Origin of the sequence: Colwellia psychrerythraea, assembly GCF_000764185.1 — a bacterium.
In the GTDB taxonomy this organism is placed as follows: Bacteria; Pseudomonadota; Gammaproteobacteria; order Enterobacterales; family Alteromonadaceae; genus Colwellia; species Colwellia psychrerythraea_B.
The window spans coordinates 227,277-249,164 of sequence record NZ_JQEC01000004.1 but is presented as its reverse complement, the minus strand read 5'-3'; the positions used below and the strand labels follow the sequence as shown (position 1 = coordinate 249,164).

The 21,888-nt window shown below is 38.0% G+C and carries 23 protein-coding genes; 2 read left to right on the top strand and 21 right to left on the bottom strand.

The features are described from left to right. Nucleotides 1-2: 2 nt before the first annotated feature. Nucleotides 3-1,409 carry an ATP-dependent RNA helicase DbpA gene (gene dbpA, locus GAB14E_RS19135; RefSeq protein WP_033080811.1) on the bottom strand — a complete coding sequence of 469 codons (1,407 nt, stop codon included), beginning with the start codon at nucleotides 1,407-1,409 and terminating at the stop codon, nucleotides 3-5. A gap of 163 nt (nucleotides 1,410-1,572) precedes the next feature. On the opposite strand from dbpA, the gene GAB14E_RS19140 reads away from it, so the two are divergent. Then, on the top strand, nucleotides 1,573-1,998 hold the full coding sequence (locus tag GAB14E_RS19140; protein WP_033080810.1) for a hypothetical protein: 426 nt from the start codon (nucleotides 1,573-1,575) through the stop codon (nucleotides 1,996-1,998). A 102-nt stretch (nucleotides 1,999-2,100) separates the two neighbouring features. Then, the gene (locus GAB14E_RS24405) at nucleotides 2,101-2,262 is read left to right on the top strand and encodes a DUF2986 domain-containing protein (RefSeq protein WP_081967695.1); all 162 of its coding nucleotides are present in this window, start codon (nucleotides 2,101-2,103) and stop codon (nucleotides 2,260-2,262) included. Nucleotides 2,263-2,393: 131 nt separating this feature from the next. Here GAB14E_RS24405 and GAB14E_RS19145 read toward each other — a convergent pair whose 3' ends face one another. The 20 genes from GAB14E_RS19145 to GAB14E_RS19240 all read right to left on the bottom strand — a co-directional run bounded on the left by GAB14E_RS19145 (nucleotide 2,394) and on the right by GAB14E_RS19240 (nucleotide 21,877). Further along, nucleotides 2,394-5,507 (bottom strand): efflux RND transporter permease subunit, encoded by a 3,114-nt coding sequence (locus GAB14E_RS19145; RefSeq protein ID WP_033080809.1) that lies wholly within the window; start codon nucleotides 5,505-5,507, stop codon nucleotides 2,394-2,396. A 14-nt stretch (nucleotides 5,508-5,521) separates the two neighbouring features. Then, on the bottom strand, nucleotides 5,522-6,772 hold the full coding sequence (locus tag GAB14E_RS19150) for an efflux RND transporter periplasmic adaptor subunit (protein WP_033080808.1): 1,251 nt from the start codon (nucleotides 6,770-6,772) through the stop codon (nucleotides 5,522-5,524). 168 nt (nucleotides 6,773-6,940) lie between these two features. Then, the gene (gene hpf / locus GAB14E_RS19155; RefSeq protein ID WP_033080807.1) at nucleotides 6,941-7,297 is read right to left on the bottom strand and encodes a ribosome hibernation-promoting factor, HPF/YfiA family; all 357 of its coding nucleotides are present in this window, start codon (nucleotides 7,295-7,297) and stop codon (nucleotides 6,941-6,943) included. Between the two features lie 284 nt (nucleotides 7,298-7,581). Continuing rightward, nucleotides 7,582-8,055: a phosphatidylglycerophosphatase A family protein gene (locus GAB14E_RS19160; protein WP_197061148.1), complete on the bottom strand. Its 474-nt coding sequence runs from the start codon at nucleotides 8,053-8,055 to the stop codon at nucleotides 7,582-7,584. Between the two features lie 40 nt (nucleotides 8,056-8,095). After that, entirely contained in the window at nucleotides 8,096-9,058 is a 963-nt protein-coding gene (gene thiL / locus GAB14E_RS19165) for a thiamine-phosphate kinase (RefSeq protein ID WP_033080805.1), read from the bottom strand. A gap of 52 nt (nucleotides 9,059-9,110) precedes the next feature. Then, entirely contained in the window at nucleotides 9,111-9,527 is a 417-nt protein-coding gene (nusB, locus tag GAB14E_RS19170; RefSeq protein WP_033080804.1) for a transcription antitermination factor NusB, read from the bottom strand. Between the two features lie 45 nt (nucleotides 9,528-9,572). Continuing rightward, on the bottom strand, nucleotides 9,573-10,037 hold the full coding sequence (gene ribH, locus GAB14E_RS19175; protein ID WP_033080803.1) for a 6,7-dimethyl-8-ribityllumazine synthase: 465 nt from the start codon (nucleotides 10,035-10,037) through the stop codon (nucleotides 9,573-9,575). Nucleotides 10,038-10,150: 113 nt separating this feature from the next. After that, the gene (locus tag GAB14E_RS19180; protein ID WP_052093443.1) at nucleotides 10,151-10,957 is read right to left on the bottom strand and encodes an MlaA family lipoprotein; all 807 of its coding nucleotides are present in this window, start codon (nucleotides 10,955-10,957) and stop codon (nucleotides 10,151-10,153) included. A 138-nt stretch (nucleotides 10,958-11,095) separates the two neighbouring features. Further along, on the bottom strand, nucleotides 11,096-11,566 hold the full coding sequence (locus GAB14E_RS19185) for a DUF2802 domain-containing protein (RefSeq protein WP_033080802.1): 471 nt from the start codon (nucleotides 11,564-11,566) through the stop codon (nucleotides 11,096-11,098). Between the two features lie 107 nt (nucleotides 11,567-11,673). Then, nucleotides 11,674-12,168: a chemotaxis protein CheW gene (locus tag GAB14E_RS19190; protein ID WP_033080801.1), complete on the bottom strand. Its 495-nt coding sequence runs from the start codon at nucleotides 12,166-12,168 to the stop codon at nucleotides 11,674-11,676. Between the two features lie 58 nt (nucleotides 12,169-12,226). Next, nucleotides 12,227-12,979: a chemotaxis protein CheW gene (locus GAB14E_RS19195; RefSeq protein ID WP_033080800.1), complete on the bottom strand. Its 753-nt coding sequence runs from the start codon at nucleotides 12,977-12,979 to the stop codon at nucleotides 12,227-12,229. Continuing rightward, a complete protein-coding gene (locus GAB14E_RS19200; protein ID WP_033080895.1) occupies nucleotides 12,980-13,768 on the bottom strand; it encodes a ParA family protein in 789 nt (262 codons plus the stop codon). Between the two features lie 52 nt (nucleotides 13,769-13,820). Next, nucleotides 13,821-14,849, bottom strand: coding sequence for a flagellar motor protein MotB (locus GAB14E_RS19205; protein ID WP_052093441.1), 1,029 nt, complete (start codon nucleotides 14,847-14,849; stop codon nucleotides 13,821-13,823). After that, nucleotides 14,846-15,592 carry a flagellar motor protein gene (locus GAB14E_RS19210; protein WP_033080799.1) on the bottom strand — a complete coding sequence of 249 codons (747 nt, stop codon included), beginning with the start codon at nucleotides 15,590-15,592 and terminating at the stop codon, nucleotides 14,846-14,848. The genes GAB14E_RS19205 and GAB14E_RS19210 overlap by 4 nt, the downstream gene beginning before the upstream one ends. After that, a complete protein-coding gene (locus tag GAB14E_RS19215) occupies nucleotides 15,585-16,712 on the bottom strand; it encodes a protein-glutamate methylesterase/protein-glutamine glutaminase (protein WP_033080798.1) in 1,128 nt (375 codons plus the stop codon). Before GAB14E_RS19215 ends, GAB14E_RS19210 begins: the two co-directional genes overlap by 8 nt. Nucleotides 16,713-16,795: 83 nt before the next feature. Beyond that, complete coding sequence (locus GAB14E_RS19220; RefSeq protein ID WP_033080797.1) at nucleotides 16,796-18,955, bottom strand: chemotaxis protein CheA; 2,160 nt, start codon at nucleotides 18,953-18,955, stop codon at nucleotides 16,796-16,798. Between the two features lie 13 nt (nucleotides 18,956-18,968). After that, nucleotides 18,969-19,712 carry a protein phosphatase CheZ gene (locus GAB14E_RS19225; protein ID WP_033080796.1) on the bottom strand — a complete coding sequence of 248 codons (744 nt, stop codon included), beginning with the start codon at nucleotides 19,710-19,712 and terminating at the stop codon, nucleotides 18,969-18,971. 72 nt (nucleotides 19,713-19,784) lie between these two features. Continuing rightward, entirely contained in the window at nucleotides 19,785-20,168 is a 384-nt protein-coding gene (gene cheY, locus GAB14E_RS19230) for a chemotaxis response regulator CheY (protein WP_081967698.1), read from the bottom strand. 103 nt (nucleotides 20,169-20,271) lie between these two features. Beyond that, nucleotides 20,272-20,991, bottom strand: coding sequence for an RNA polymerase sigma factor FliA (locus tag GAB14E_RS19235; protein WP_033080794.1), 720 nt, complete (start codon nucleotides 20,989-20,991; stop codon nucleotides 20,272-20,274). A 43-nt stretch (nucleotides 20,992-21,034) separates the two neighbouring features. Beyond that, nucleotides 21,035-21,877, bottom strand: a complete 843-nt coding sequence (locus GAB14E_RS19240) for a MinD/ParA family ATP-binding protein (protein WP_033080793.1) — start codon at nucleotides 21,875-21,877, stop codon at nucleotides 21,035-21,037. Nucleotides 21,878-21,888: the final 11 nt, after the last annotated feature.

Here is a 21,888-nt window from a genome sequence, read left to right as displayed (position 1 = left end):
TATTAAAAAGTTAAGTGGCGTGCATTGAAGGTACGCCCTTTCATTTTCCCTTTCGATATTTTTCTTAAAGCTAACTTCAAGGCCCCTATTGTAACAGCAACATAAGCCTTGTTATCAAGTACCGATATTTTGCCAACTTGTGAGCCTTGTACACCATTATCACCAGTAAGTGCGCCTAAAATATCTCCAGCTCTAACTTTTTGTTTTTTACCGCCATCAATTTGAATGGTTGCCATTTTAGCTTGTGGACGTTCATAACCAAGTACTGCTAATGATGGTAATGGTTCAGGGGTAATAACGGCTTCAAGGTAATCTTCAAGTAAACCAACTTTATAACTTTCTTTGTCACTAAATAATGAATAAGCAATACCTGTGCTGCCTGCTCGACCGGTTCGGCCAATTCTATGTACGTGTACTTCGCTATCACGGGCAATATGATAATTAATGACTAAATCTAAGCTATCAATATCCAAGCCACGTGCAGCAACGTCTGTAGCGACAAGAATTGAAGCACTTTTATTGGCAAACCGTAATAACGTTTGATCTCTATCACGTTGCTCTAAATCACCGTGTAAGGCTAATACGCTAAAACCATCAAAATGTAAGGCGTCAGCAACTTGTTTGGTTTCTTTTTTGGTATTACAAAAAATAGCGGTCGATTCAACTTGTTTTTCTAGTAACAATAAACGTAACGCATCTAGACGACTATCATCATCACTTACTTTAAAGAACTTTTGAGTGATAGTTGATTGGTCTTCACTAGAAGCGATTTTGACCATCACTGGATCGGTCATGATACTTTCGCTAATGGACTTTATTTGCTCTGGAAAAGTTGCACTGAAAAGTAAGGTTTGACGATCAAGTGGTGTTCGTCCAACAATATTATCAAGGGCTGCTTGAAAGCCCATTTCTAGCATACGATCAGCTTCATCGAGTACTAATAAGTTTAAGTTATCTAATTGTAAGGTGCCTTTTATAACATGCTCTTCAAGGCGACCTGGGGTACCAACAATAACATGTGCTCCATGCTCTAACGAACCAATTTGTGGACCAAATGGTGTTCCGCCACAAAGTGTCAATATTTTAATATTATGAATACCTCGTGCTAGTTTTCTTAACTCTTTCGCAACTTGGTCAGCCAGTTCGCGGGTTGGACAAATCACCATAGATTGAATGCGAAACTTTTTAACTTCTAGTTTGTTAAGTAATGCTAAACCAAAGGCAGCCGTTTTGCCTGAGCCTGTTTTAGCTTCGCCAATAACATCTTTTCCCTTAAGTAATTCAGGTAAGGTTTTAGCTTGAATGGGTGTCATTTTCTCATAGCCAAGCGACGATAAGTTTTTAACTAAATCCTGTTTTAAGCTCAACGAAGTAAAAGCTAACGATGAAGTAGTTGTATTAGTGCTCAAAATAAACGCCTCTGGTTTAAAGCGGCTTAGTCAAAAACTAAGCCAAAAAATAAGAAAGCTATCAATACAAAGATAAGAAAACTTTCATGAGATAGATAATGCGCGCATAATAACAGTAATTTTTGTACAACCCCAGTATATTAGAAACAATGGTACTCAACCTATGACAACAGTTTCAAAGCAGTTCTTAGTAAAGCAATGGCAAACATTACATAATAGCCATGAAGATTATGAGCAGTATTCCTTAATAATCAAGCTTGTTTCCATCACCATCGCCTTGTTTAGCATTGCCTTTTCATTAGCGGCTTTTGTTGCCATACAATTATTGGCAATACTCTGGTTACAAGAAGGCATTTGGAAAACCTTTCAGTGCCGTACGGCAAATGCGATAATAGCGATAGAAGATAAATTAGCACTAAATGAGCCTGAACGACTAGATGAGTCGACTACGCCTTACTTAGTGTATAAAGAGTGGCAAAACAACCGCCCTAATACCAAAGCACTGATACTTGAGTATGTAAGTAATTCATTTAAACCAACAGTGCTATACCCGTATTTGCCTTTGATGCTTGTGGTAGTGATTTTTTAATATTAAGCAATTACTAGCAAAATATTATAGAAAAATAATAGAAACAGCTAGGTAGTAGTAAAAAACCAAAATAATTTTAAGTTTATATGTTGAGACAAGACAATGAATAGAAAAAAGAAAATGAATAATATTTTGAAAAAGAAGGTTAAAAAAATGAATTCAAAATTACATACTAGTAATAAACCGAAGTATGTATCAAAAGCGGATAGAGCTAAACTTGATGAAGCAGAGACTACATCAGAGCCAGTTCAAGCGCAAGAATAAAGAGTAGCTCTAGCTTCGTGGTTAATAATACGCTGGCTAGTTACTTAGCTTTTTAGCAAAAAAATAAAAAGGGCACATAATATTTATATATAGTATGTGCCCTTTTTTAATGTTAACTAATAGGTAAACTGTTAGGTAACATCTGAATGCCCTTTAAATTTTTCTCGCATACGCTGAATCACTAAATAGAAGTAAGGTACCAGTAAAGTACCAAAAAGCGTCGCAGCGATCATCCCCGAAAGTACAGTGATACCGAGCGATACCCGGCTACCCGCACCGGCGCCCGTTGCAAATACCAGCGGTAATACACCGAGAATAAAAGAAAAAGCAGTCATCAATACCGCACGAAAACGCATTCTGGCCGCATTAAGTGCTGCATTCATAATTGTCTCTCCCGCCGCCCTTTGCTCCATGGCGAACTCGACAATCAAAATAGCGGTTTTAGTAGACAGTCCTATCAATAATACTAAGCCGACTTGAGCATAGATGTTATTTGCCATGCCAACAGTATACAGCGCTAACATTGAGCCAAATAGTGCTAATGGCACAGCCGCTAACACTGAAAATGGAATAGTCCAACTTTCATATTGTGCCACCAAGAAAAGATAAACGAAGATAATAGCTAAACCAAATAAGATTGGCGCTAAGTTACCCGCTTCTAATTCTTGCTTAGACTGTCCAGACCATTCGTAGATATAACCTTGCGGCAATTTACTCGCTAGCTCTTCCATAACATCAATAGACTGTCCTGAAGAATAACCAGGCGCAGCATTACCTGTGATGCTCGCACTACGATACAAATTAAAATGACTAATGGTTGTTGGCCCTAAAATAGGTTTAATAGTTGCTAAGGTCGTTAGGGGCACCATTTCATCGTCTTTATTTCGAACAAAGTAATAACGTAAATCTGATGGGTCTTTTCGATACTGACTTTCAGCTTGTATAGTGACGCGATAGGTTCGTCCAAATTGGCTAAAGTCGTTAATATATAAAGAGCCTAATTGCGCTTGCAAGGTCGAGAAAATATCAGATAAAGCCACGCCTTGTGCCTTGGCTTTATTACGGTCTACTTCTAAGAAGTACTGCGGTACATTGGCACGGAAAGTACTAAATACCCTTGATAACTCAGGTCGTTGATTGGCCTCATAGATGAGACCGTTCATCACTTGCGCTAACGCAGCTGGATCTCTACCTTCACTGTCTTGCAATTTAAATTCAAAACCTGAACTATTACCAAGGCCGGGGATAGGCGGCGGGTTAAAGACCATAATTTGCGCATCTGGCATAGTCCATAATTGCCCCATTAACCGTGGGATTAACTGCCTTAGACCCAATTCAGGTGCCGTGCGATCTTCCCAATCCTTGAGTAGAATTATGGCAAGGCCATTATTTGAACCAGCGCCACCGAGTAGTGAGTAGCCTGACACGGTAATAATATCATCAACGGCAGCATCGTTTAATATCATTGGTGTGATCTTATCCATTACCGCTTGCGTACGATTACTGGACGCAGCATCAGGTAGTTGTATGTCGACAAAGAGGTAACCTTGATCTTCACCAGGCAAAAATGCTGTTGGTACTGAAGTTGTCAACCAACCTGCGCCAATAAACATTAAGCCAACAAAAAGGCCAACCCTAGCAAGTCTCTTAAGCAAGAAACCTACAGCTTTGGTATAGCTGCCAGTTACCTTAGTAATAAGATGTTCAAATGGTATTAACCATGAAATTGGTTTCATTTTTTCAGCACTTAATAACACGGTACAAAGTGCAGGACTTAAGGTTAAGGCATTAAGTGAAGAAATTAATACGGCAAATGAAATAGTCACTGAGAATTGTTTATATAATTCTCCGGTAATCCCCGGCATAAACGCCACGGGAACAAAAACAGCAAGTAATACTAAGGTTGTAGCAATAATAGGTCCTGAGACTTGTTCCATCGCCTTTGTTACCGCTTCTTTAATGGGCAACTGCTCTTCTTTTAAAATTCGCTCAACATTTTCTATAACTATAATGGCATCATCGACCACAATACCAATGGCAAGCACTAAACCAAATAAAGTAATGGTGTTGATTGAATAACCCATCAAAATCATAAAAGCAAAAGTACCCACTAGAGACACTGGGATTGCTAAAGTTGGAATGATGGTAGCACGCCAATTTTGCAGAAATAAAAACACCACTAAAACCACTAAGGCTATCGCTTGAAAGAGGGTAACCATAACTTCTTCAATGGAGCGATCTATAAATTTAGTAGTGTCGTAGGGGATAACATACTCTAAACCATCAGGAAAACGTTCAGCAAGCTTTATCATTTCGGCCTTAACTAAAGAGGCAACCTCAGTAGCATTGGCATCAGGTAGTTGGTAAATAACAAGGAATGCAGTTTCCTTACCATTTAACCTTGCTTGTGTTGAGTAATCTTCTGCACCTAACTCCAAACGAGCAATATCATTTAAACGAATAAAATTACCATTAAGCTGAGCACGAATGATTGTTTGACCAAACTCTTCAGGTGTTTGTAAACGACCTTTGGCTTGAATAGAGTACTCAAATTGCTGATTAGGTAACGATGGACTAGCGCCGAATTTACCGGCAGCAACAATCATATTTTGCTCTTGTAATGCTTGTTGTACTTCGGTAACAGTAACACTTAAAGATGCCATACGTTCAGGATTTAACCAAGCACGCATGCTGTAGGTCATTTCACCCATGATTTCTGCTGAAGCAACACCTTTAATACGACCTAACGGCTCAGTTAAATAGTTAGAGGCATAATTACTTAAAAAGAGTTGGTCAATACCTTCTTGCTCAGAAAACAAGTTAATACCTAATAACATAGAGCTAGACTTTTTCTTAACATCAACCCCTTGACGAGTTACCTCTGAAGGTAATGAGCTGGTTGCTAAGGCGACTCTATTCTGCACATTAACTTGCGCAATATCACCATCGGTACCGACTTTAAAAAATACCGTAATAACTGCACTACCATTATTAGAGGCGGAAGACTCGATATACATCATATCTTCTACACCATTGACCTGTTCTTCAATGGGTCTGATTACAGACTCTTCTACAATTTGAGCACTTGCTCCCGGGTAGACAGCAGATATTTGAACTTGAGGTGGTGTTATTTCTGGATACATATTTACTGGTAACACGCTCATGGCAATTAAGCCGGCAAGCGTGATAACAATAGAGATTACAAACGCAAACTTAGGGCGATTGATAAAAGTTTTACTGATCATAAAATCGTCCTTTTTTACTTATCGACTACTGCGCTTGGGCTAATATTGGCATCATTAGCTTTTGCAGAATTTGTCGCTTTATCATTAATATCTGATATGGTGCCCGTTAGCGGGTCAACATGTTTAATAACGCCATTTACTTCAACACCAGCGCGCACTTTTTGCAAACCTTCGACTATAACTTGCTCACCAATAGCAACACCTTGCTCAACGACCCACATGGCATTAATTCTACGGCCTAAGGTTACGTGACGTTGTTTTACCTTGTTATCTTTACCAACAACTAAGACAAATTTCCCTTGTTGATTTTCTTGAACTGCTGCTTGTGGTATTAACGCCATTTCTTCTTTATCTAACGTTTCAACAATCAAGGTAACGAATAGCCCTGGTAAAATGATGTTATGAGGGTTAGGAAAAACTGTTCTAAGTTCAACGGTACCCATACCTTGAGCAATTTTAGTGTCAGAAAAGTTTAACTGACCCTTTTCTGGGTACTCTGTATTATTTGGTAATCGTAAAGAAAGGTCGAATTCAGCTTCTTTAGCCGTTCTTGCACCCTGATGTTCTTGCAGGTAAGAAATATAGAAACTTTCTTCAACCTGAAAACTTACAAAAATAGGGTTGCTAATAGTCAAAGTTGCCAATGGGCTACTTGTTGGACCGACAATATTACCGACGTTGTAATTAACTTTACCTATACGCCCAGAAAAAGGCGCAGTGATTGTGGTATAGCTTAAATCAAGCTCTGCTTTTTCAAGTGACGCTTGTGCAGCTTTAACCGCTGATTTAGCTTGCGATTCTTCAGTAGTTAAACGGTCATAATCAGATTGAGAAATATAACCATCATCAATAAGGTCATTGGCACGCTTTAAGTTACGCTTAGCATTTTCTTCGCCTGAGATTCTAGAGCTTAAGTCAGCTTTAGCTGCTGATAATGCTGCATGGTACGCTGCGGGGTCGATTTTTAATAATACCTGTCCCTTTTCAACATTACTGCCTTCTCTAAAATGGCGTTCAATTAACTCGCCTTCAACACGAGCGCGTAAGTCGGCTTCTTTGAAAGCTTCTGTTCGTGCGACAAATTCGCGATAGCCGCCGATGGGTTGTGCTTTAATTGAGTATATCGATACCGCTGGCGCTGGTGGTTTAACTTTTACAGCTTCTTTACCACAAGCAGTTAGTGTTAAAGATAAAAGTCCAAAAAATATGACTTTACTTGTCGTTAGGTGAGAGTTACTAGATGGTTTAAATAGGCGCTTGAGCATTAAGGTATTCCTTGTGGGGTTAATGCTTTATTATGAATTTCCTTGATTATTACACAGCGAGTTTACAATGCAGTAATTATTTGTACAAATTGAGGGAAAGTAAAAAAAACTTCAAAAAAAAAGCCGTGAACAAGGTTCATCAGCTTTTTTTGATTGAGATTTTTAACTTTAAGCTAAGTTCATCTCTTGCACCTTCTCGTGGGCTATTTCAGGTGTGGTTGGATCAGGTTTTGTATGTAAATTGGCTTTAAGTTGGCCCTTTCTATGCTTAAGCGCAGCATCTAATTTTTTGGCTGCATTAGCAATAGCTGGATACATTACGTCATTAGTACCCGTAGCGGAGATTCGGCCGCCTTCATAATTTGTGGTTATCTCAACTTGGTGTGTATGGTGTTCTTTAGAAATAATTACATCTAAGGCGATTAGTGTTGGGAAGTGGCTAGCTATTTTAGAGAATTTTTCTTCGATATGCTCTTTTATTGAATCATTAACTTCAACGTGATGACCAGAAAGATTTATTTTCATAGGTGTTCCTTTTTTACTATTACTTAAAGACTCATTTACCTAAGTGATTATTTGTGAATAACAATGTGTCACTTAATATTAGACCTGAGGGCAAGTTCTACTAAAAACAAGTAAAGGCGTTAAATATTTATAAATTAACTGTTACCTATAATTAAACATCACTTACATACCTCGTTTTAAAAATAGCGTAAAACTTGAGAAAATACTATTGATCTAAAGTAAAGAATTGCAGAATAAAAATTAACAAAGAGCAAACTTTTAACTCACTAATACATTGTATGGAATTAAAAGATAAGATGCATAATAATTAGAGCAAATAAGCCGGCAAGTACATCATCAAACATAATACCAAAACCACCCGTGAGTTTTTTATCCGCTATTGATATCGGCCAAGGTTTAGCGATGTCAAAAAGTCGAAACAAAATAAAGCCAACGGTAACACTTTGCCAACTTATGGGTACCATAAACATAGTTATAAAGAACCCAGCGAATTCATCCCAGACAATAGCGCCATGATCATGTACACCAACATCACTAGCGGCTTTACCACAGATGTAAATACCCGCTAAACAAACAACTAATACAAGTAGTCCGTAAATTAATGGTGTTAAACCACTCATCAATAAAAATAAAGGCACAGCAGCAAGTGTACCAAAAGTTCCGGGCGCTTTAGGTGCTAGACCACTGCCAAAACCTAGCGCTAAAAACTGAATTGGATTAGCTAAGTTAAAGTTGACCTGTGTATTTTTACCCGACATATTTATAAACGCTTAATTAATTTGGAAATTGCTAAGGAAACTATTCAGTAAAGTGCTCGAATCCAGCAGTATTAATTGGAATAGGCTTATTGTTCAATGTTGTAGTAATAGTCTGTGAAGCATTTAGCTGTCCTATACAAGTAACCGGTGTGCCTGCATGAGACATAGCAGTTTCCATACCTACCTTGTTATCTTCAGAGACAGTAAATAAAAGTTCGTAATCATCTCCACCAGATAGTGCCAGAGTGATTGCGTCGTCGGCAAGTAAGCTATCTCTCATTATTGTGGAGAGAGGTAAGGCATCCAATACAACATTAGCACCGACATTAGACGCTTGACATATGTGTCCTAAGTCCGCAATCAATCCATCGGAAAGATCTATTGCCGCCGAAGCATACTCGCGCAGCGTTTGCCCTGCTAATATTCTTGGCTTTGGATAATCTAACTTCTTTTTTATAGCATCGATAAACTTTGGTTCAATATCTACCTTACCGGTAATTTGTTGGAGCGCTAACGCTGCATCACCAAGTTCTCCGGTAACGTAAAGCCAGTCACCTGATTTAGCACCAGATCTTGATAAGTAACTACCTTGAGGAGTTAAGCCTTGCGCAGTGATAGTGATACTTAATGGACCTTGTGTCGTATCTCCACCAATGAGTTCTACGTTATAAAACTCACAAAGTTCAAAAACACCTTCACAAAACTCAAGTAACCAAGCTTCATCTACGTCAGGTAGCGTCAGCGCTAAAGATAACCAACTTGGTTTAGCTCCCATTGCAGCAATATCAGATAAATTGACTGCAACCGCTTTATGACCTATTGCCCTAGGGCTAGTATCAAAAGGAAAGTGTACCCCTGCAACTAGTGTGTCAGTTGTTACCACTATGTTTTGATTCTCAATAGGTGCTAAAACTGCACAATCATCGCCAATACCAAGCACAACGTCTTTACGTTTTACTTTTTGTTTGGTGAAAAAATGTTTAATTAACTCGAACTCTTTCATGCTAAGCCTTAAATTACTAGTAGGTTGGTACTAATGAGTTGTAACTAACAGATTAATCTTGAGGGCGAATTAACTTTACAGTTTTATCTAAAACACCGTTAACAAACTTATGGCTATCATCAGCTGCAAATGATTTAGCTAATTCTATAGCTTCATTAATCACGACTCGATAAGGCACATCAATACAGTCTCTTAATTCAAACACTGCCACACGTAAAATCGCCTTTTCCACTTGATCAATATCATCAAGAGGACGATCTACATAGGGAGATATGGCCGCATCGATATCACTAAGATTAGAGGTTACACCACGCAATAATAATTGAAAATATTCAATATCAAAGCGACGTTTACTATTATCAGCAATAAAGTTGATTTCAATATCATTTACTACATTTTGACTAACTTGCCATGAATAGATAGCTTGTACGGCCAGCTCACGGGCTTTTCTTCTAGGTGAAGGTTTCACAATATGTTTCCATTTTTCTTAAGATAAAGAGTAAAGTTCAGAAAATTAAATTTTAGCTAATACATTAACCATTTCTAAAGCGCCTAAAGCTGCTTCAGCGCCCTTATTACCTGCTTTAGTACCTGCTCGTTCAATAGCTTGTTCGATTGAGTCGGTAGTAATAACACCAAATGAAACCGGAACCCCACTGTCTAAACACACTTGTGCTAAACCTTTATTACATTCACCGGCGACAAAATCAAAATGTGGTGTACCACCACGAATTACAGCGCCAATAGCAATAATTGCATCTGACTCACCTTTTGCAGCAATTTTTTTAGCCGCTAAAGGTAATTCATAAGCGCCTGGCACACGAACAACCGTAATATCATCATCATTTACATTACCATGGCGTTTAAGTGCATCAATCGCGCCTTCAAGTAAACTGTCAACAATAAAGTGGTTAAAGCGTGATACAACAATAGCAAATTTCTTGCCCTTTGCTTCAAACGAACCTTCAATAATATTCATTTAATTATTCCAATATGATGTGTCTAAAAAATTGCCGCAATTCTAACAAATTGTTCTCAGCATAGGTACTCGTTTATTCTATTTAATCTATTTATTATCTAAAGTAGTATTAACTAATCCATATCATCAAACTCATCGAGTAAGGCATCTAACTCATCTTCTTCGGTTTCATTAATTATGATGGGCGGATTGCCGTCGAAAAGTTTATAATTCATATTTTGAAAATAGGCATTTTTAATAAACTCATAGGGATCTTCTGATTCGACCACTAACTGTTCCTGATCTCGAACGGCGGCTCTTTTTTCTAATGCTAATATGCCTAAGCGAGCAATATTCGGCCAAAAGTCGATGACAACCATAGGCCAATAAAGGCTGTCGACGTAATCGCCAACTTCTTCTCTAACTGAGCTTGGCCCTAAACCCGGAATGACAATATAGGGGCCATCGCCAACCCCGTAACTACCAAGGACTTCACCAAACTCTTCCTGTTCTCCTGACCAATCAAAATCACTGGCTGGATCATAAAATCCAAAGAGGCCTATGGTAGAGTTAAGAACAAACCTGCCGGTGTTTTTTGCTGCGGCTTCAAACTTAAGCTGCAAAACATTATTTATAATACTTGCAGGCTCGTTCAAATTTAACGCTATATTATACAGGCCTGTACGCAAAAATGGTGGTGTATACGTGGTGTAGACCTCTGATGCAGGTTTAGCTATATACGCATCAACATAATCCCAAGTAAAAGTCCAAAAAGGTCTATTAATCGCTTCAAAAGGGTCTCTAGAATCACTAAAATCATCTGACTCTTGAGTTTCTCCTTGAACTTGCTCTCGATCTCCTGGCGTTGTTGAACAACCAGATAGAGAAAAAAATAAAGTAAATATAAATAGTCTAAAATATAGAGTTATGGCTGAGCTCACAGGGCCTAGTTCCTTGCCGTTACATAAAGAGGTATTAAAAACGACGGAAGTTTAACATGAAATGAATAATTGAGTGAATAACGTTTTAGCACAGCTTCACTATATTTAGTTTAAAATGTGCAAGATGATAACGACTTTTTACTGAGATCGGGTACGTTGCTGATAGACTGAAAGTAACATTTCAACCTCTGCACGAGGTAATTCACATTCAGCCATAATTTCTTCAATATCTGCACCTTTTTCTGCTAATTTGAAAGCTCTATTATAAAATTTATCTTGTCCTTGGTTTTCTTGCCATTGAGTTAATAGTTGCTGTTGTTCAACACTTTGTTGTTGCAGATTTTTTATACGAAGCTCTAAATGCTTTGATACTTGGGAATTTTCAATGGCCACTTGTTCATTACAAGTTGTTAGAACATCAAACTCTTGTTGCAATTTTTCGTTTATTGCTTGCAAATTATTAACCAATAAAAATGTGCTTTGCACTTGCGAATTAAGCATTGAAATTTTGTTTTTTAACTTGGTTAAAAATATAAAAATTATAGTGCTAGTGAGTACTACAAGAAATAATGCTAACACAGCAATTATCGGGACAGCTAATAATGACATTAATGACTTTTACCTCAAGTAAAAACTAATCGCATAATTAAATAATAAAGAAGCCTGCATATACAGGCTTCTTCAGAAAATAATTAAAGGGTATTGTAATGATAAAGTTAGAATTGTTTGAGTTCGTCCCACTCATCATCTGAAAGTAATTTATCTAAGTCGACTAAAATAAGTAATTCGCCATCGCGGTTAGAAACCCCTTGAATAAATTGCGCACTTTCTTCATTACCAACATTTGGCGCCACGTCAATTTCAGAAGACTTTAAATAGACAACCTCAGCTACACTATCGACTAATATACCAATTACTTGTTTTTCTGATTCAATAACTACCACACGAGTATTATCAGTAATATCACAAGGCTCTAAACCAAATCGTGAGCGTGTATCAATAACTGTAACAACATTACCACGTAAATTTATGATGCCTAGTACATAAAGTGGTGCCCCAGGTACTGGAGCAATTTCACTATAACGTAAAACCTCTTGTACTTGCATTACATTGATGCCATAAGTTTCGTTCTCTAATTTGAAGGTTACCCACTGCAACACTTCATCATTAGCTTCGCCTTTATCTTTAGCACTTCGTCTTTCGTCTGACATATTACTCGCCTCTAAAATTACTGACCTTTAAGCTGTCTATTAGCTAGACAGATATAAATTACCGCTCTTGATAGATATCATTACCCTTATCAAGCAACTGAATCAAAGCACTTACATCAAGTAAGGCACACATTTTTTCTTTTACTAGTCCTGCTAACCAAGGCCTTTTATTAGTTGTATCTAACCACTTAACTTCATCTTGACGCAACACCAATGTATCAACTAAATTTTCCGCCATTAGTCCCCATGGACTATCATTTAGCATAATAATATATTGATAGTTTAACGAGTTTTTCAAGGCTTCATCACACTTTTCAGGCATAACCCATAATGCAGTATCAACAACGTTAATTTTTTCATTCCGATAGAGCATAACGCCCTTAAACCAATCGGGTTTCCCCATTAAACTAGTGGTTTTATCAACTTTATGTATGCCGCCTAATTCTATTAAAGGCACAGCAATGGTCAAACCTGCAACATCAAAAAACATTGCTTGAAAGTCGCCTTGTCGGTAGTTTTTATCTTTTAGTTCAAAAACTTCAGCACGGCTTTTATCTGTAGATAGCGGTAATAAATTAACGCCTAATGAATCAACTATTTTAACTTCTTTATTAACAATATTTTCTTTTTCTTCGCTAACCGTTTTTAACAGATTCTCTAACGATTTAGTTTCTTTATGCGCTAATGGTTTACTATTTATTTGTTTATCAATACGCTGATGTGATAATTCTTGTACCACTTCAGGCTCCGTTAGTAATTCTGACAGATAGTTTTTCATTATCTTTTTACTAGCGGTTAACGAATTACTCATTTAGCGCTCAACCTCATTATTTTTCACGTTTTGCTTGACTAAATAGTTCAATAGGCTTTTATAAGCTAATGTACCTCGGGAATTTGCAGCGTAATCCGAGGGGACTTTTTGGGCTATACTAGCATTCCTCAAATTGGTATCAACTGGAATAACTCCTGGCCATATTGTATTAGTATAGTCCTCTTGTAGCTTTTTAAAGGCTAAAATTGATGCTTTTGTGCGTTTATCAAACATAGTTGGCACGATAGTATATTTAAAGGGAGCATCCTGTTCTCCTTGCATAATATCCAGAGTCTTGATCATACGATCGAGACCTTTTAACGCGAGAAATTCTGTTTGCACGGGAATAACAATACGATCTGCTGCTGCCAAAGCATTAACCATAAGTACGCCAAGAACAGGCGGGCAGTCCATCAAAACATAATCGTAGCTATCAGCTACTTTTTGTACTGCTTTTTTCAATACTAAACCCATCCCTCCTTTTGCTCCCAGAGAGCGATCTAATGTCGCAAGTCCCATAGTTGCAGGTAAAATATCTATATTAGGGTACAGGGTTGGACATAATGTTTGTAGAATCTGTTCTCTTGATGATACTTGAGTAAATAACTCATAGACACTTAGGTCTAAATCTTCTGACTCAATGCCAAAATAATAACTTAGTGAAGCATGAGGATCAGTATCGACTAATAAAACACGATGCCCTTGCTCAGCTAAAATTCCAGCTAGAGCAATAGTTGTTGTGGTTTTACCAACACCACCTTTTTGATTTGCTACTGTCCACACTATCAAGGGCACTACTCACTTACAATTATTCAATATTATTGTCACTATGGTGATAATTTCATTCTATATCATCATTAGTTTTTTTATCTTTTGAGGCATTAGGCTCAATAGAATTGACCTTATCACCTTGCTCATTTCGAGTTGTGATGCGAATACCACCGTTATCTAATCGGATAACTTTGATATTATTTAAATTTTCAATTCCTTGGCTATTACTAGAATCGATTTGGCTAATTTTTTCTACGTTGGTTAGATCAATAGTTGGTGTTTCCATCAAGTTTTTCTTTTCCAAACCATATTTTGAAATAGCGACAACAACTTTTCTATTTTTAGCTCGCCCCTGTGCAGTTAAATTGTCTGAAGTAGGATAATATTGACCATAACCTTCAATAGCCATACGTGCGGGGTCTAAACCTAACCTTTCTAAAACTCTTAAAATAGCTGTAGCACGAAAAACAGATAACTCCCAATTTGAAGAATAGATTTCATTATTAATCGATTGGTTATCGGTATAGCCTCTAACACGTATGAAATTACTCGCTTGACCAATTACGTCATATATCGCCGATAAGATAGCCTCGGCAGATAAGGTTGCAGAGGATGAACCACTGGGAAATAACAAGCCGCTGTTCAACTCGATTTCTAACCAATCACCATCGATTTGTAATTGTGCAAAGCCTGATTCAACCAGTTCATATAAAGCCGTATGTAACTCTTCTTCTAATGAGCTTAGATTATTACCTACTTGCGAATCAGATATATTCGATAGTTGTTTTTCATTATCAAGTAACTCAGGGCCAGCAACCTCTAAAATCCCATTACCGTAAAGTTTCTTATTTGTCTTAGTGGTATTTACCATCAAGACACTGTCACCATGGCCTCTATTTTTATTCTCATCTTCATAGGCTTGGAATATACGACCAAATGATTCTGTAATACTTTCGAATGGTTTCTCGTTTACCATTGCCATAGCATATAAAACAACAAAAAGAGCAAACATTAGAGTCATATAATCTGCATAGGAGACTAACCAACGGTGAACATTATCATGTTCTATTATATGCCTTCTCTTGCGCAGTCGATTCATTGATCTAACCTAAAAGCAGATAATTTATTTTCAATCGCGTGGGGGTTTTCTCCATGTGCAATGGATACCAGACCCTCACAGATCATTTCACGGTACATTGTTTGTTGATGTACGATAGCCCGAATTTTATTGGCTATAGGTAAATAAAATAAATTTGCAAAACCAACACCGTAAATAGTAGCAATAAAAGCCGTTGCTATGCCCTGACCTAATAATGCAGGCTCAGTTAAGTTACTCATGGCATGAATTAAACCTAGAACCGCACCTAATATACCAATAGTTGGGCTGTAACCACCCATCGCTTCGTAAACATTGGCAGAGCGTAAGTTATGCTCTCGATAAAGATCTAAATCTAACTCTAAAGAGACTCGAAAATTATCTAATTCAACGCCATCGACTAATAAATTTAAACCTTTTTGCGTGTAACTGTCTTCAATTTCTAATGCGGTATCTTCTAGCGCTAGGTAACCCGATTCTCTTGCTTTTGCTGCCCATGTTACTATCTCATTGATCCCTCGTTCCACATCATATTTAGGTGGATAAAAAACCCACTTAAGTAGTAATATGGCATGGCTAAACTGCGCTATTGAAGATTGCAGCATAACGGCTCCTAATGTACCGCCAAATACAATTATAAAAGCAGGTAGCTCAAATAAGGCAGATAGATTGCCACCATCAAGCGTAAAGCCGATATAAATAGCTAAAATAGCTACAAGCAGCCCTGCAACACTCAATTTATCCACGGCCAATTTCCTTAACAATTGACGAGGCTATATTATCCAGAGGTAATGATAACTGGGATAAACCCGCTTTATCAATAGCTTGTGGCATACCATAAACAACACATGACTGCTCGTCTTGCGACCAAATTGTCGAACTTTTAGCTTTCAACAATCTCGAACCTTCTTTACCATCAGATCCCATACCCGTTAATATTACTCCGAGTACTTTGCCAGCAAAAGTTTTTGCAGCCGAACCAAAGCTAATATCAACACTTGGCTTAAAAGTTATTTTTGGGGAGTCATCATCTAATATTTTTATTTTAGCCGAGCTTTCCTTACCCGTTAATATCATCTGCCTGCCCCCCGGCGCTAAATAAGCATGCCCCGGTTTTAGTAGGTCACCATCAGCAGCTTCTTTAACTGTTATTTTGCACAAAGTGTTCAAACGGCTTGCAAATGCAGCTGTAAAAGCAGCGGGCATATGCTGAACTATAATAATGGGTAAAGGGAAATTACTTTCTAGTTCAACCAAAATTTTCTGTAATGCGACAGGGCCTCCGGTAGAGGTACCAATAGCTAAGAGTTTATATTCTTTTCCTGAACTACGACTAAGGCTTCTTTGTTCTTTCGCTATTGAAGGAGAAGATATCGACGACTTAGTAAGGTTTTTTGCTAGCCTCTCTCTTGGTAATGTTGGGGCTGAGACCCTTGAACGAATAGCCGCCCTCGGCTTAATTAAGCCTGGTCTCCTTGCTATTTGTATAACACGTTGACGTAGTAAGCTCCCAGCTTCATCAGTATTTTTGGCAATTTCACTAAATTTTTTAGGTAAAAAGTCCAACGCTCCAGCATCAAGCGCCTCTAACGTAGCCTTAGCACCTTGATGTGTTAAAGAAGAAAACATCAATATTGCCGTAGGAGACTGCGCCATAATCTGCTTTACAGCGTCAATGCCATTAAGCACAGGCATTTCAATATCCATAGTGATAACGTCGGGTTTAAGCGAAATCGCTTTTTCAACCGCTTCTTGGCCATTTACCGCCACGTCAATAACGTTTAATTTTGGATCTTTATTAAGGATGTCAGTAACTCGGCGTCTAAAAAAACTTGAGTCATCAACAACAAGTACCTTGTAGGTCATTTAACCTCTCTGATAACGCTCTTTATAGCACGCTATATAATCACACCTGATAATACACCTAAGTATATTATCTATTAGAATCACTAACTGCGTATTTTTTTATTAACAGGTGATTTTTTTGCATAGAATTTTAGCATATTCGCTATATCTAGGATTAGTGCAATACCACCATCACTGGTAATCGTTGCACCTGCCATTCCAGGTGTACCATGAAGTAACCTATCGAGTGGTTTAATCACCACTTCTTCTTGACCAATTAAGCTATCAACGACAAAGCCAACTTGTTGATTACCTAATTGAACAATAACAACATGACCTTTATCACGGGAACGTTCAACAAAGTTACGAACTAACCACTGGTCTAAATAAAATAATGGTATAGCTTTTTCTCTAACAATAATGGTCAATTGTCCATCAACACTATTGGTGTTTGATAAATCGAGATGAAAAATCTCATTAACTGATGCCAAGGGTAGAGCAAATGTTTGTTTACCTACTACAACCATTAACGTTGGCAGTATTGCCAACGTTAATGGTACTTTGATTTCAAGTACTGTGCCCACGCCGAGCTCAGAATCAATACTTACCGTACCATTTAGCTGAGTGATTTTAGTTTTAACCACATCCATGCCAACACCACGTCCAGATACTTCTGAAATTTCAGTTTTTGTGGAAAAACCAGGAGCAAATATAAGACTGAATGCTTCTTTATCAGACATACGAGCTGCAGAGTCTACATCAAGTACGCCACGTTCAATGGCAATATCTTTTAATTTTTCTGCATCCATACCCGCACCATCATCTTTAATGGTTAAGAGGATGTGATCTCCTTCTTGTGAGGCCGACAATACCACGGTGCCTTCTCTTGGCTTACCCATAGCTTCTCTGACATCTGGCGCTTCTACACCATGGTCTACTGAATTCCTGACTAAATGGACCAAAGGATCAGCAAGCGCCTCTACCAAGTTTTTATCTAAATCTGTCTCTTCACCTTCTAAGATTAACGAGATATCTTTATTCAAACTACGCGCTAAATCACGTACTACACGAGGAAAACGGCCAAAAACTTTCTTAATGGGCTGCATTCGAGTTTTCATTACAGCACCTTGCAGATCAGTGGTTACTGCATCTAAATTAGTGACTGCTTTGTTCAAATCCTCGTCGTCTGAAACCAACCCTAAACTTGTTAAACGATTCCTAACTAAAACCAATTCCCCAACCATATTCATTATTTGATCAAGTCGCTTTGTATCCACTCTAACTGTAGTTTCGCCTTGTGCTGCTGGTGCAGCGGCCTTTTTAGTCGTTTTCTTTGTTGGTGCTTCTTTTACTTTTACAGGCTCTGATTTTTTGGGAGCAGCTTTAACTTGGGGAGGGCTTACAGGTATTGCTTTATGAGGAACTACCGGTGGTACACTTATACTTTCATTAGTGGTCGATGGTTCTGAAGCTTTCGGTGCATTACCTTTGCCGTGTAGTTCATCTAATAACTTTTCAAACTCCAAATCGTCGATATCGTCACTTGAGCTAATCACCGCACTAGTTGTTGTATCGCCGGGATCAGAAGAGAAAGCACCTTGACCATGTAATTCATCTAATAATGATTCAAACTCATCGTCTGAAATTTCATCACTAGACCCCTCTATACTTGGAGTTGAAGGTGTAGGAACTGATTTCTCACTTACATTAGTAGATGAAGAAACGCTACCAGAGCCATGTAATTCGTCAAGTAGTCGTTCAAATTCATCTTCACTCATTTCATCACTTGAGTTTGATTCTTCAGCCACTGATAGACTTGTCTGCTCAACAACTTCAGGGGTAGAAATACTAGCTGGTTCAGCCGTTTTCACGCCTTCTGGTTGACTCAATTTTTTAAGTTCAGCTAGTAAATTATCATCTGCTGGAGCTAGGGGTTCACGGCTTTGTACCTGCACAAACATGTCATTGACAGTGTCTAGTGCAGATAAAATGGTATCCATTAGTTCAGGGTTAACCGAGCGTTTTCTTGTACGCAAAAGGTCGAATATATTTTCAGCCCAATGACATACATCAACTAGTGCGCCTAAGTTTAAAAAACCAGCGCCACCTTTGACTGTATGAAAGCCACGAAATATTGAATTTAATAATTCAGCATTATCTACGTCATTTTCCAGTTCTACCAGCTCTTCTGAAAGCGACTCTAAGATTTCACCCGCTTCGACTAAAAAGTCCTGTAAAATTTCTTCATCTGCTTCAAAAGACATGCAGTAACTCCCATTAAAATCCTAAACTTGACAGAAGATCATCGACATCGTCTTGATCTTCTACTACATCATCTCTATTTTCTGTATTTACAATTGGCCCCTCAACGAGGTTTTCGCCAACTTTAGGCAGAGCGTTCGCTTGCACTGCTTCAGCAGTTATACCAAAAGCGGTTAACATGTTTATTAAACTTTCTTCTACTTCACGAACTAATTCAATAACCTTTCGAATTACTTGGCCGGTTAAATCTTGAAAGTCTTGCGCCATTAATACATCAGTCATTAAACTGTGGATATGTTGAGTTTCTTTACCCGTATTTTTTAATAAAGTATCGATATCAAGGCACAATGATTTAAACTCAGTTAAATCTAAATCATTGTTCATCAATTTAGTCCATGAAGGATTAACAGCAGCTACTTGTTCGGCAATTGTGTCTACAACGGGAAAAATAGCCTCAACAGCATCCATGGTTTTATTAGCAGCTTCTTCTGTTCTGGTAATAACATAATTCAACCGCTCTTTGGCATCGGGAATATCTGCCGTAGCTAAATCACTCAACCTAGAATCCAACTGAAAATTTGTCAAAGAGTCATGAAGTTGGCGTGTTAATTTACCAATTTCAGCAAAAAGCTCAGAATTGATTGGATTTTGAATCTCAGCAATAACAGCATCTGCAGCTTCTTGCTGTCCTGATTCTAAAAATTCAACCACAGATTTCGCTTGCTCTAATGAGATCCGCCCCGTCATAGCTATACTCATGCAAAGTCCTTAATACAATATTTATCAAAACCTTATTAGCTAAACATCAATATGCTAGCTAAAGTTCGCACATTAAGCTAAGCGCTCAAAAATTTTATCTAACTTAGTTTTTAATGTTGCGGCTGTAAAAGGTTTAACAATATAACCATTAACACCTGCTTGGGCTGCCATCACAATCTGCTCTTTTTTAGCTTCTGCTGTAATCAGTAATACAGGGATATGTGATAAACTAGCATCTGCTCGAATTGCTTTAAGTAAATCGATACCTTGCATGCCAGGCATATTCCAGTCGGTTACGACAAAGTCAAAATCACCACCTTGAAGCATAGGTAAAGCTGTACTGCCGTCATCTGCCTCTTGAATGTTGGTAAAACCTAAATCGCGCAACAAATTTTTCACTATACGTCTCATTGTTGAAAAATCATCAACAACAAGCACTTTCATATTTTTATCCAAGGCACCCTCCGGCGAAACATTCAAATTAATTAATTTTCTTTATATTATTTTTTACCTAACAAGGTAATTATTCTTTTAACAAACTATCCGCAGACAACTCTAGTTACGTTTGCCAAGATTGCATGCGTGCTTTTAGACGATGCATTGCCTGGCTATGTATCTGGCTCACACGTGATTCACTTACATCAAGAACTTGGCCTATTTCTCGTAAATTCAATTCTTCATCGTAATATAGAGACAGTACTAAAGCTTCTCGCTCGGGTAAAGACTTAATGCATTGAGCTAGACCTTTTTTAAAAGCACTATATTCAATACTTTGATATGGATCATCGCCAAGGCAATCATCACCAAGTTTAATAGCATCTTCATTAACGCCTAGATCATCAATACCTAGTATTTTGCCAGTACTAACTTCACTTAATATATGATGGTAGTCATTTAATGAAATATCAAGTTTTTCAGCAACTTCAATATCAGAAACATCTCGGCCAAGTTGCGCTTCAAGTTCTTCAATCGCACGACTTATCATCCTGCTATTTTTATGAACAGAACGTGGGGTCCAATCCCCTCGACGTATTTCATCTAACATAGCACCACGAATTCTAATCCCAGCAAAAGTTTCAAAGCTCGCACCTTTACTGTTATCAAAATTATTAGCGGCTTCAAATAAGCCAATCATACCTGATTGAATTAAATCATCGACTAGAACACTCGCTGGTAACCTTGCTAGTAAATGATAGGCTATGCGCTTAACCAAAACAGTATGTTGTTCAAGCAAAGCTGTTTTATCAATTTGACTATTGTAGCTATTTGCTTTTACCACGTATTATCGCTCTCATTAAAGATATGCTTAATTAAACAGTTATTTAATTTGCCAATAACTGCTCAATAAAGAATTCTAAGTGCCCTGACGCTTGTTTAGGAATTGGCCATTGGCTAACTTTTTTAGCTAAATCTATATAAGCCAAGGATGCTGGAGATTGCGGATAAGCTTCCACAATAACTTGTTGTTTACGTACCGATTTTCGAACATTTTCATCGAAAGGTATTACTGCAACCAACTCGATGGCGACATCGAGAAATCTATCGGTCACTTTAGTTAATTTTGCAAAAAGTTGTTGGCCTTCTTTAGGGCTACGAACCATGTTAGCAACAACTTTAAATTTAAAGACACCGTGATCACGACTTAGTAATTTCATTAAAGCATAACAATCAGTTATAGAAGTTGGTTCATCACAAACCACCAACATGACATCCTGTGCCGCCCGTGTAAAACTTAGCACCATATCGGAAATACCTGCAGCGGTATCAACGATTAACACATCAAATTGAGTTCGCATTTCACTAAAGGCTCGAATGAGCCCTGCATGCTCTGATGGGGTTAAGTCCACCATTGATTGCGACCCTGATGTTGCAGGAATAATCTTAATGCCTGCTGGGCCTTCAATAATAATATCATCAAGTTCGCATTCACCAGATAATACATGAGATAAATTACGTTTTACCCTTAACCCTAACATCACATCGACATTAGCAAGGCCTAAATCGGCATCAAGCACTAATACTCGTTTACCAAGTTGTCCTAATGCAATAGCTGTATTTAGGGAGGTATTAGTCTTACCAACCCCACCTTTCCCGCCCGAAACTGCTACTACTTTAACTTGCTGTAAGTCTTGCATCTTTCTTAAGCCGCTCGCTTGATCTATCATTTAATTATACT

What these genes read in the sequence shown, in the direction of transcription:
- GAB14E_RS19140 (WP_033080810.1), top strand. Translation starts at nt 1,573, where the DNA reads ATGACAACAGTTTCAAAGCAGTTCTTAGTAAAGCAATGGCAAACATTA.
- thiL (WP_033080805.1), bottom strand. Translation starts at nt 9,058, where the DNA reads ATGAAAGAGTTCGAGTTAATTAAACATTTTTTCACCAAACAAAAAGTA.
- GAB14E_RS19150 (WP_033080808.1), bottom strand. Translation starts at nt 6,772, where the DNA reads ATGCTCAAGCGCCTATTTAAACCATCTAGTAACTCTCACCTAACGACA.
- GAB14E_RS24405 (WP_081967695.1), top strand. Translation starts at nt 2,101, where the DNA reads ATGAATAGAAAAAAGAAAATGAATAATATTTTGAAAAAGAAGGTTAAA.
- GAB14E_RS19185 (WP_033080802.1), bottom strand. Translation starts at nt 11,566, where the DNA reads ATGTCATTATTAGCTGTCCCGATAATTGCTGTGTTAGCATTATTTCTT.
- GAB14E_RS19190 (WP_033080801.1), bottom strand. Translation starts at nt 12,168, where the DNA reads ATGTCAGACGAAAGACGAAGTGCTAAAGATAAAGGCGAAGCTAATGAT.
- ribH (WP_033080803.1), bottom strand. Translation starts at nt 10,037, where the DNA reads ATGAATATTATTGAAGGTTCGTTTGAAGCAAAGGGCAAGAAATTTGCT.
- hpf (WP_033080807.1), bottom strand. Translation starts at nt 7,297, where the DNA reads ATGAAAATAAATCTTTCTGGTCATCACGTTGAAGTTAATGATTCAATA.
- GAB14E_RS19215 (WP_033080798.1), bottom strand. Translation starts at nt 16,712, where the DNA reads ATGACCTACAAGGTACTTGTTGTTGATGACTCAAGTTTTTTTAGACGC.
- GAB14E_RS19220 (WP_033080797.1), bottom strand. Translation starts at nt 18,955, where the DNA reads ATGTCTTTTGAAGCAGATGAAGAAATTTTACAGGACTTTTTAGTCGAA.
- GAB14E_RS19145 (WP_033080809.1), bottom strand. Translation starts at nt 5,507, where the DNA reads ATGATCAGTAAAACTTTTATCAATCGCCCTAAGTTTGCGTTTGTAATC.
- GAB14E_RS19160 (WP_197061148.1), bottom strand. Translation starts at nt 8,055, where the DNA reads ATGTCGGGTAAAAATACACAGGTCAACTTTAACTTAGCTAATCCAATT.
- GAB14E_RS19205 (WP_052093441.1), bottom strand. Translation starts at nt 14,849, where the DNA reads ATGAATCGACTGCGCAAGAGAAGGCATATAATAGAACATGATAATGTT.
- GAB14E_RS19225 (WP_033080796.1), bottom strand. Translation starts at nt 19,712, where the DNA reads ATGAGTATAGCTATGACGGGGCGGATCTCATTAGAGCAAGCGAAATCT.
- GAB14E_RS19240 (WP_033080793.1), bottom strand. Translation starts at nt 21,877, where the DNA reads ATGATAGATCAAGCGAGCGGCTTAAGAAAGATGCAAGACTTACAGCAA.
- GAB14E_RS19195 (WP_033080800.1), bottom strand. Translation starts at nt 12,979, where the DNA reads ATGAGTAATTCGTTAACCGCTAGTAAAAAGATAATGAAAAACTATCTG.